Origin of the sequence: Parvibaculum sp. (assembly GCF_040882025.1) — a bacterium.
In the GTDB taxonomy this organism is placed as follows: Bacteria; Pseudomonadota; Alphaproteobacteria; order Parvibaculales; family Parvibaculaceae; genus Parvibaculum.
The window spans coordinates 1-8,675 of the sequence record NZ_JBBECC010000008.1; the positions used below are offsets into that span (position 1 = coordinate 1).

At 65.1% G+C, this 8,675-nt stretch carries 10 protein-coding genes and 1 pseudogene; 5 read left to right on the top strand and 6 right to left on the bottom strand.

Annotated features, from left to right (window positions below):
* Positions 1 to 680: NUDIX domain-containing protein (locus WEB61_RS00705; RefSeq protein WP_368062406.1), on the top strand; the 680-nt coding region annotated here is incomplete at its 5' end.
* A gap of 159 nt (positions 681 to 839) precedes the next feature.
* On the opposite strand, the gene WEB61_RS00710 is transcribed toward WEB61_RS00705, so the two are convergent.
* From WEB61_RS00710 to WEB61_RS00725, 4 genes are all read right to left on the bottom strand, one after another.
* A complete protein-coding gene (locus WEB61_RS00710; RefSeq protein WP_368062407.1) occupies positions 840 to 1,940 on the bottom strand; it encodes a site-specific DNA-methyltransferase in 1,101 nt (366 codons plus the stop codon).
* 136 nt (positions 1,941 to 2,076) lie between these two features.
* Positions 2,077 to 2,709 (bottom strand): ribonuclease HII, encoded by a 633-nt coding sequence (locus tag WEB61_RS00715; RefSeq protein ID WP_368062408.1) that lies wholly within the window; start codon positions 2,707 to 2,709, stop codon positions 2,077 to 2,079.
* Positions 2,710 to 2,742: 33 nt separating this feature from the next.
* Entirely contained in the window at positions 2,743 to 3,180 is a 438-nt protein-coding gene (locus WEB61_RS00720; RefSeq protein WP_368062409.1) for a GxxExxY protein, read from the bottom strand.
* Positions 3,181 to 3,425: 245 nt separating this feature from the next.
* Positions 3,426 to 4,643: a PA0069 family radical SAM protein gene (locus tag WEB61_RS00725; RefSeq protein ID WP_368062410.1), complete on the bottom strand. Its 1,218-nt coding sequence runs from the start codon at positions 4,641 to 4,643 to the stop codon at positions 3,426 to 3,428.
* 106 nt (positions 4,644 to 4,749) lie between these two features.
* Here WEB61_RS00725 and WEB61_RS00730 point away from each other — a divergent pair, with 106 nt between their 5' ends.
* From WEB61_RS00730 to WEB61_RS00745, 4 genes are all read left to right on the top strand, one after another.
* On the top strand, positions 4,750 to 5,145 hold the full coding sequence (locus WEB61_RS00730) for a cupin domain-containing protein (protein WP_368062411.1): 396 nt from the start codon (positions 4,750 to 4,752) through the stop codon (positions 5,143 to 5,145).
* Between the two features lie 71 nt (positions 5,146 to 5,216).
* Positions 5,217 to 5,912: a TIGR04283 family arsenosugar biosynthesis glycosyltransferase gene (locus tag WEB61_RS00735; protein WP_368062412.1), complete on the top strand. Its 696-nt coding sequence runs from the start codon at positions 5,217 to 5,219 to the stop codon at positions 5,910 to 5,912.
* A gap of 241 nt (positions 5,913 to 6,153) precedes the next feature.
* Positions 6,154 to 6,756, top strand: a complete 603-nt coding sequence (locus tag WEB61_RS00740) for a TIGR04282 family arsenosugar biosynthesis glycosyltransferase (RefSeq protein ID WP_368062413.1) — start codon at positions 6,154 to 6,156, stop codon at positions 6,754 to 6,756.
* Positions 6,753 to 7,511, top strand: a complete 759-nt coding sequence (locus tag WEB61_RS00745) for a class I SAM-dependent methyltransferase (RefSeq protein WP_368062414.1) — start codon at positions 6,753 to 6,755, stop codon at positions 7,509 to 7,511. The genes WEB61_RS00740 and WEB61_RS00745 overlap by 4 nt, the downstream gene beginning before the upstream one ends.
* A gap of 148 nt (positions 7,512 to 7,659) precedes the next feature.
* On the opposite strand, the gene mscL is transcribed toward WEB61_RS00745, so the two are convergent.
* Positions 7,660 to 8,085: a large conductance mechanosensitive channel protein MscL gene (gene mscL / locus WEB61_RS00750; protein ID WP_368062415.1), complete on the bottom strand. Its 426-nt coding sequence runs from the start codon at positions 8,083 to 8,085 to the stop codon at positions 7,660 to 7,662.
* An 89-nt stretch (positions 8,086 to 8,174) separates the two neighbouring features.
* Positions 8,175 to 8,675: pseudogene (locus WEB61_RS00755) on the bottom strand (hypothetical protein); the annotation flags it as partial.

Genomic DNA, 8,675 nt, shown 5'->3' on the forward strand with positions numbered 1-8,675 from the left:
GCAATGTCGAGCGCGTGGTGGCGCGCCTCTTCGACATCGAAACGCCGCTGCCGAAAGCCAAGCCCGAAATCCGCAAATGCGCCGAAACGCTGACGCCGGCAAAGCGCGCCGGCGACTTCGCGCAGGCGATGATGGACCTCGGCGCGACAATCTGTACACCGCGCAATCCGGCCTGTAATCGCTGTCCGATCAATGACTTATGCGATGCGCGGGCGCGCGGGACGGAAGCCTTGCGGCCCGGCCGGGCGCCGAAAAAAGCGAAGCCGATGCGGACCGGCGCCTGCTTCTGGCTGACCCGGAACGGCCATGTCTGGCTGCGCCGCCGGCCCGAAAAGGGTCTGCTCGGCGGCATGCTGGAGGCACCGGGCACAGACTGGGACCCCCCCCTCTGTCACGGAACTGTCAAAAAACTGTCACAAAAGGATCTGGACGAACTTTATCCCCACGCGCCGGTCGCGGCGGACTGGCGACTTATCCCCGGTCTGGTGACCCACAGCTTCACCCATTTCGATCTCGAACTGGTCGTGCTGGCCGCCGCGACGCGAAAAAAACTTGTCCCCGGGGGCGACGGACGCTGGGTGCCGCTCGACGAGCTGCATGGCGAGGCGCTGCCGACCGTGATGCGGAAAGTGGCGATGCACGCGATGCCGGAAGCGGGGGCGTTGTTCGCGAAGAGGTGAAGTTTGGTTCGAGGGCGGATTAAAAATCCGTCATTGCGAGCGCACCCAAGCCACCCCGGAAGCCGCAAGGCATTGAGCCTGCCGCCTCTGGGTTGCTTCGCTTCGCTCGCAATGACGATTGATAGCCCGGCCCTTCGCTCGCGTTCCGCGAACCGCTCCTCACGCCTCGCTCATCTCGGCGCGGACCTTCTGCCGCAATATGTCGATGGGCTTGAGTTTGCCGTCGGTCTTGAAATGCCAGAAGGTCCAGCCGTTGCACGCGTCGAGCCCCTGTACATGGGCGCCGATCTTGTGGATTGAGCCCGACGCATCGCGGCAGACGATCGAGCCGTCGGCGCGGACGCGGGCGGCGTGGCGGCGGCCGGGATCGGTGAGCACGGCGCCGGGCTCGAGCAGACCGCGCTCGACCAGCGTGCCGAAGGGAATGCGCACTTCGGCTTTCTTCGACGTCGTGACCTTGAGGTCGTCGGGCGCGCCGGTCTTGATGAGGCGCAGGCGCTCGCGCGCGACCTTGATGTAGCGTGCCTCGCGCTCGATGCCGATGAACTTGCGGCCGAGCTTCTTGGCGACGGCGCCGGTGGTACCGGTGCCGAAGAAGGGATCGAGCACCGTGTCGCCGGCATTGGTGGTCGCGAGCAGCACCCGGTGCAGCAGCGATTCCGGCTTCTGCGTCGGATGCGCCTTGTCGCCGTCGCCGTCCTTCAGGCGTTCGCCGCCGGTGCAGATCGGCAGGAGCCAGTCGGAGCGCATCTGCAGATCGTCGTTGAGCGCCTTCATTGCGTCGTAGTTGAAGGTGTATTTCTTCTGCTCGGCATCGCGCGTCGCCCAGATCAGCGTTTCATGCGCATTGGTGAAGCGCGTGCCGCGGAAATTCGGCATCGGGTTCGATTTGCGCCAGACGACATCGTTCATGATCCAGAAGCCGAGATCCTGCATCGTCGCGCCGACGCGGAAGATGTTGTGATAGGAGCCGATGACCCAGATCGCGCCCGTGTCCTTCAACACGCGCCGCGCCGCCTTCATCCAGTTGCGCGTGAATTCGTCATAGACCTGAAAGCTCGCGAACTTGTCCCAATCGTCGTCGACCGCATCGACCTTGGACTGGTCGGGCCGCGTCAACTCGCCGCCGAGCTGCAGATTGTAGGGCGGGTCGGCAAAAACGAGATCGACCGACTTTTCCGGAAGCGCATTCATCGCCTCGATGCAGTCGCCCTGAATAATGGTCTCGGCCGGATTGGCCTTGGCTGTGACGCGCCCCACTGAAAACCCCTGTTACTGACGTCGCTTCCGGTCCAGCGCCGGATTGGGGGGCATGATGAGTCCGCGCGGAATCGCGGTCAATAATCTTTTTGAATCAAGAGGTTAACGGATTCGAGGACACAAGATCGAGTCCCCCTCAGGCGGCCGGACTCAACATCTTGCGTATGGGCGCAAAGCTCGACCGGTGCGCCGCGCAGGGTCCGAGGCGCAAAAGCGCCGCCTGGTGCGCGGCCGTGCCGTAACCCTTGTGGCGTTCGAAGCCGTAACCGGGATGGGCGCGGGCAAGTTCGCACATCGTCCGGTCACGGACGGTCTTGGCCGCTATCGAGGCGGCGGCGACCGAAAGCGACAGCGCGTCGCCCTTGACGATCGCGCGCGCCGGGCAGGAAAGCGCGGGTAGGCGGTTGCCGTCGATAAGGGCGAAGTGGGGCACGAGGCCGAGCGCGGCGACGGCGCGCGTCATGGCGAGCATGGTGGCCTTGAGGATGTTGAGGCGGTCGATCTCCTCGACGCTCGCTTCGCCGATTCCGATCCGCGCCGATGCCTGAAGCGCGGCGTAAAGCGCTTCGCGGCGCGCGGCGTCGAGCTTTTTGGAGTCGTTGAGGCCGGGCGGCGTGTCGGCCGGGTCGAGAATGACGGCCGCCGCGCCGCCCCGCCCCCCCCCGGGCCCCCGCCCCGCCTCGTCGACACCGCAGACAAACCGCGCCGGCGCGCCGGCCTCAAGCTCGAAGCGGAAATCGGGAAGCGGGTTCTTCAAGGCGCGCGGCATGCGCCGGAGTGTGCCGCGAAAAGAAAGGGGAGGCTAGGGCGATGTATCCCGATTGATGCGGAGCGGCGACCGCGCCGGCCGAAAACCGTTCACGATCCGGTGCACTCCTTCTTTCAGCGTCGGCGCCCCGAAATTGATCAGCAGGCCGACCGGGAGATTCAAAACGCGCAGATAAGTCAGAACCTGTTTGGTGTGCACAGGCGACAGTCTCTCAACCGACTTGATTTCGACCACGATACGGGTGTCCACCAGCAGGTCGACCCGAAGACCGTCGTCAAAATGCATGCCGTCATATTCGAACGATATGGATTTTTGCCGTTCGACCTTCAGTCCACGCCGCCGCAGATCGCTTTCGAGCACGACCTCATAGACAGACTCCAGCAGGCCCGGCCCGAGACCGGTATGCAGCTTGTAGGCTGCATCGACAATCTCGCCTGTTACTTCATCGAGTCCTCTGGGAGTGGTTGTCATGCGTCTTGTGACTGTGGGTGTCGCAGGCTTCGTTTTTTGGCACGCGGAGGCGCGGAGCCGCGGAGAAGAGAAAACAACCGATGTTCTGCACGGGATTGCGTCGGAAATTTTTCTTTTTGCCGGGCAGAGCCCGGCAAGAAAATTAGAGCAACACCTCATGCACTGCATTTGATGCGCAACCGCTGGACTCGAAACATCGCTCTTCTCCGCGGCTCCGCGCCTCCGCGTGAAAAACCTTTTCTTCCCTAAAGCAGCGCCAGTTGTTTGCCGCGACCGGGGACCATGAATTGGGTGGTGTCTAGGGTGCCGGTTTTTTTGGCGAGGCCGAGTTTTTTGGTGGCGAGTTCGAAGCGCCGCGCGATCTGCCAGGCGTAGGGGCCGTCGCCGCGCATGCGCTTGCCCCATTCCGCGTCGTAATCCTTGCCGCCGCGCATCTGGCGGATCAGCGACATTACATGGGCGGCGGCGTCGGGCCTGTTTTCCTCCAGCCATTCGCGGAAGAGGTCTTTTATCTCGAGCGGCAGGCGCAGCAGGATGTAGCCCGCTTCCTTCGCACCGGCATAGGCCGCGCCCGTCAGGATTTTTTCCATCTCGCTGTCGGTGAGGACGGGGATGACCGGCGCGACCATGACGCCGGTGGGCACGCCCGCCTGGGTGAGCATCGAAATCGTCTCCATGCGGCGCGCGGGCGTCGAGGCGCGGGGCTCGAGCCGGCGGGCGAGCTTCGCATCGAGCGTCGTTACCGAGAGATAGACCTTGGCGAGGTTGCGTTCGGCCATTGAGGAGAGAATGTCGAGGTCGCGCGTGACGCGGGCCGACTTGGTGACGATGGTGACGGGGTGATTATAGGCCGACATCACTTCGAGAAGGCTGCGCGTGATGCGGTAGCGCTGCTCGATCGGCTGATAGGGATCGGTGTTGGTGCCGAGCGCGATCGGCGCCGGCTCATAATTGGGCCGCGCCAGTTCCTTTTCGAGCAGCGCCGCCGCATTGGGCTTGGCAAACAGCCGGCTCTCGAAATCGAGGCCGGGCGAGAGGCCCATATAGGCGTGCGTCGGCCGCGCGAAACAGTAGATGCAGCCATGCTCGCAGCCGCGATAGGGATTGATCGAGCGGTCGAAGGGAAGATCGGGCGATGAATTGCGCGTCAGAACGGCGCGCGCCGTTTCGGCGGTGACCTGGGTTTTCAGGGGCGCGGGCGCGTCGAGCACGCCCCAGCCGTCATCCAGCGCCTCGCGGGCCTGCGGCTCGAAGCGGCCGGTCGCATTCGTAAGCGCGCCCCGGCCGCGGCGGCCGTTCTCGGGCAGAGGGGTTGCACGGACCCTCGGGGGGACGAGGGGGGCGCCGCGGGGAACGGGGCCTTGGTCCGTGCGTCCGGGCCGCTTGGCCGCTCGGGAACCAATCGGGGAATTGGCGGGGTGAGCGGGGCGGCCGGGGGGCGCTATGTCGCGACTCGACGTCATGGAGCGAAGATAGCAGGTTTGGAGAACATAACAAGAACATTGTCGACTGACGGCATGCCCGCTAGGCTGGCGCGGCGGAACCGGCACAAACGCGAGGGAGGATGCGATGAGTGTCAGTGAGATGTCGAAAAATCCGGTCCATCTCGGGCGCGGCGCGACCGCCGTGGTCGAGCCGGACTTCACCGGCGATATGGGCTGGTATGAGGCTTACGGCGCGCGTCACGCAGCCGACGGCTTCGAGGGCCGCCTCGTTTCGATGCATACATTCACCAAACCCTGGGACAGTTGGGAGATGCACCCGAAAGGCGCCGAGGTGGTGCTCTGCGTCGCGGGGCGGATGATGCTGCATCAGGAAACACCGAAGGGCGTGACAAAGGTGACGCTCGAAGCCGGCGAATACGCGATCAATCCGCCGGGCGTCTGGCACACAGCCGATATTGACGGCACGGCAAGCGCCGTCTTCATCACCGCCGGGCTCGGGACGGAGATCAGGCCGCGGTGACGGCATTCGATCCATCGATGTAAAACGCAGCCAATTTTGAAAAACCCCGCCCGGCCGCTATGTTGCCGGCCATGCTGAGCGTGGTGATCCCGACCCTCAATGCCGAGCAGACCCTGACCCGGACACTGGCGCCGCTGGTGACAGCGGCCGTGCGCGGGCTGGTGCAGGAAGTGATCGTGGTCGATGGCGGCTCGTCGGACGAGACGCTGGAGATCGTGGAGGCGGCCGGCGCCAAGCTGGTCGAGGCGCCCCGGGGCCGCGGTACGCAGCTTGCGGCCGGCGCGGCGGCGGCGCGCGGCAACTGGCTCCTCTTTCTTCATGCCGACACGGTGCTTGAAGCCTCATGGATCGGCGAGGTCGAGAAGCTGTTCGAGCAGATCGAGAGCGGCCGCTTCCGCGACCATGAAATGGCGGCGGCCTTCAAATTCGCGCTCGATGATTTTTCGGGCTGGGCCCGCTTCCTCGAATTCATGGTCGCGTTGCGCTGCGCGCTGCTGCGCCTGCCCTATGGCGACCAGGGGCTGCTGGTCAATCGCCGTCTCTACGACCGCGTCGGCGGCTATCGCGACCTGCCGCTGATGGAGGATGTCGATCTCGTGCGGCGCATCGGCCGGCGCCGTCTCGTGATGCTGCGTTCGCGCGCGGTGACCAGCCCCGTGCGCTATCTCAAGGAAGGCTTCATCGCCCGCTCGATGCGCAACCTCGCCTGCCTCGCGCTTTATTATCTGCGTGTGCCGCCTCGGGTGATTGCGAGGATTTACGGGTGAGGTGTGTGCCGGTGTTCCGTTTATCGCCACCCTCCCCTGGGGGGAGGGTCGAACGACCGCAGGTCGTTCGGGGCGGGGGCTCTGACTCTCCCGAACGAAGCCGCTCTCGATTGTATTCCGGATTTCCGCCGCGCCCCCGCCCCAAACGTCACGCCTTTGGCAAGGCCAAAGCCGCGCCGTTTGACCCGCCCCCCAGGGGCGGGTGGGAAGAAACACATTCATCGAAAAAATCTGCACACAGATGTCCCTCGACCCGCAACTTGTGATCATGGCGAAGGCGCCGCTGATCGGCCGCGTCAAGACGCGGCTGGCGCGCGATATTGGCGGCGTGGAAGCGGTGCGGTTCTTCCGGACGGCGTCGGCGGGGCTGATCCGGCGTGTCGGGAACGATCCCCGCTGGCAGACGGTGCTGGCGCTGGCGCCGGACGGGGCTGTGCATGAGCCGGGACCCTGGCCGGCCGGCATGGTGCGGATCGGACAGGGAACGGGCGATCTTGGGCACCGCATGGGCCGCCTCTTTCGCGACCTGCCGCCGGGGCCGGTCGTCATTGTCGGCGCCGACATTCCGGGCATCACGCGCGCCCATGTTGCAGCGGCCTTCGCGGCGCTCGGCAACCACGACGCGGTGATCGGCCCGGCCGAGGATGGCGGTTACTGGCTGATCGGCCTGAAGCGGCGGCCGCGCGTCGCCGATATTTTTGCCGGCGTGCGCTGGTCGAGCGATCACACGCGCGCCGACACGGAAGCGAATATCCGGCGGGCGGGGTTGAGCCTGGCGCGGCTCGAAAGCCTCGCCGATGTGGATACCGGCGCCGATCATGCACGCTGGCGGGAGAGCATGTGACGGGCGACCTCGACCCTTTCAAGATTTTCCTCGAGCTGCAGCTCGGCCTGCCGCGCAACGGGCCGGGAAGCGCCGCCTCGACCGCGCGCGCCTTCGCGATGCTGCCGGGCCTGCGTGAGGATGCGCGCATTCTCGATATCGGCTGCGGCCAAGGCGCCTCGACGTTCGAACTGCTGCGTCTGACCAGGGGCCATGTGACGGCGGTCGATCTCTTCGAACCCTTTCTCGACAAGCTGGCGGCGCGCGCCGAGCGCGCGCGCATCGGCGAGGACCGGCTGACGATCAAGCGCGGCGACATGGCGGCGCTGCCCTTCCATGACGGGGAATTCGATCTCGTCTGGTCGGAAGGTGCGATCTATCTGGTCGGCTTCGAGACGGGGCTCCGGCTCTGGCGGCGTCTCGTGAAGCCGGGCGGCTTCGTCGCGGTCACCGAATGCACATGGCTGACCGATGCGCCGGCGGCGGAAGCCATGGCCTTCTGGAACGACGCCTATCCGGGAATGGGAACGGTGGCCGAAAACGGCGCCGCGGCGGAACGCGCCGGCTACGAGATCATCGGCACCTTCACGTTGCCGCAAGAAGACTGGTGGGCGGAATACTACACGTCGATGCGCGTCCGGATCGCCGAAATGCGCGCGACCTATGGCGCGGCGGCGGAAAGCGTTCTCGCTGCGGAGGAGGCCGAGATTGCCCTCATCGAGAACAATCCCGGCCAGTATTCCTACGTCTTCTATGTGATGCGGCGGGGGGACTGAGTACTCTCGTTTCCCTGGCCCATCGGGGGCGTCATTGCGAGCGAAGCGAAGCAATCCAGAAAGCGTCGAACTCTGTACTCGCGGCTTCTGGATTGCTTCGTCGCTGCGCTCCTCGCAATGACGAAGACAAAAAAGAACAAGGCCGCCTCTAATTCTTCCCTCTCAGCGCATCGCGGATTTCCTCCAGCAGCACTTCCTGGCGCGGCGGGGCGGCGGGGGCGGGGGATTCGCCGCGCGCGATGCGTCGCCGCAAGGCGTTCATCTGCTTGATGACGAGGAAGAGCGCAAAGGCGACGATGGCGAATTGCAGCAGCGCATTGATGAAGCGGCCATAGGCGAGGGCGGGAATGCCCGCCGCGCTTGCCTCGGTGAGTGTTGCCGGTGCATCGCCCGAGGTGAGCGCGATAAAGTAATTCGAGAAGTCGACGCCGCCCATCAGGACGCCGATGGGCGGCATCATGATGTCGTCGACCAGTGACTTGACGATGGTGGTGAAGGCCGCGCCGATGATGATGCCGACGGCCATGTCGAGCACATTGCCCTTGAGGGCGAAGTCGCGAAATTCCTTGAGCATGGGGCTTCCCTCGCTGATGGCGCGGGCGATTCGCACCGCCAGGGAATCGTGGCGCGGCAGGCGCCCGCGCACAATCGCGAAAAACGCCGTCAGGGGCTTCGATAGGCGCGGTCGAGCGCGGGGAGGCCGAGATCGGCGGCAACGGCGCGCAGCGTGTCGGGCGCAAAGCAATAGCAGCGGATGCGGGCGATGCGGCCGTCTTCCTCCTCGATACGATGGATTTCGTTGAGCCCCTCCTTGCCGTCGAGCGTACGGAAGCCGAGCACGACCGGCTCGCCAAGATAGTCGGCGAGGCGCCAGTTCGGATTCTCACCGAAGCCGAGCGCAGGCAAGACCATATGGGCATGCTCGAAAAAGCTTCGGGATTTCTCGAAGCCTTCCATCTCGGCGCCGCCGACGAGTTCGACCTTGAGATTTTCGAGACAGAGTTCCTTCATCGCCGCGACGTCGCGGCCGCCAAGCGCTGCCATGAAACGCTCGACGGTTTCGCGGGACGGCATACGCGCCGGCTGTTCCATGATGGCGGCCTCCTCCAGCCTTCCGCGTCCCCGATGCAGGGCCGACTTGACCGCCCCCACCGATGTGTTGAG

What these genes read in the sequence shown, in the direction of transcription:
- WEB61_RS00715 (WP_368062408.1), bottom strand. Translation starts at nt 2,709, where the DNA reads ATGCCGCGCGCCTTGAAGAACCCGCTTCCCGATTTCCGCTTCGAGCTT.
- WEB61_RS00730 (WP_368062411.1), top strand. Translation starts at nt 4,750, where the DNA reads ATGAGTGTCAGTGAGATGTCGAAAAATCCGGTCCATCTCGGGCGCGGC.
- WEB61_RS00740 (WP_368062413.1), top strand. Translation starts at nt 6,154, where the DNA reads ATGTCCCTCGACCCGCAACTTGTGATCATGGCGAAGGCGCCGCTGATC.
- mscL (WP_368062415.1), bottom strand. Translation starts at nt 8,085, where the DNA reads ATGCTCAAGGAATTTCGCGACTTCGCCCTCAAGGGCAATGTGCTCGAC.
- WEB61_RS00735 (WP_368062412.1), top strand. Translation starts at nt 5,217, where the DNA reads ATGCTGAGCGTGGTGATCCCGACCCTCAATGCCGAGCAGACCCTGACC.
- WEB61_RS00720 (WP_368062409.1), bottom strand. Translation starts at nt 3,180, where the DNA reads ATGACAACCACTCCCAGAGGACTCGATGAAGTAACAGGCGAGATTGTC.
- WEB61_RS00725 (WP_368062410.1), bottom strand. Translation starts at nt 4,643, where the DNA reads ATGACGTCGAGTCGCGACATAGCGCCCCCCGGCCGCCCCGCTCACCCC.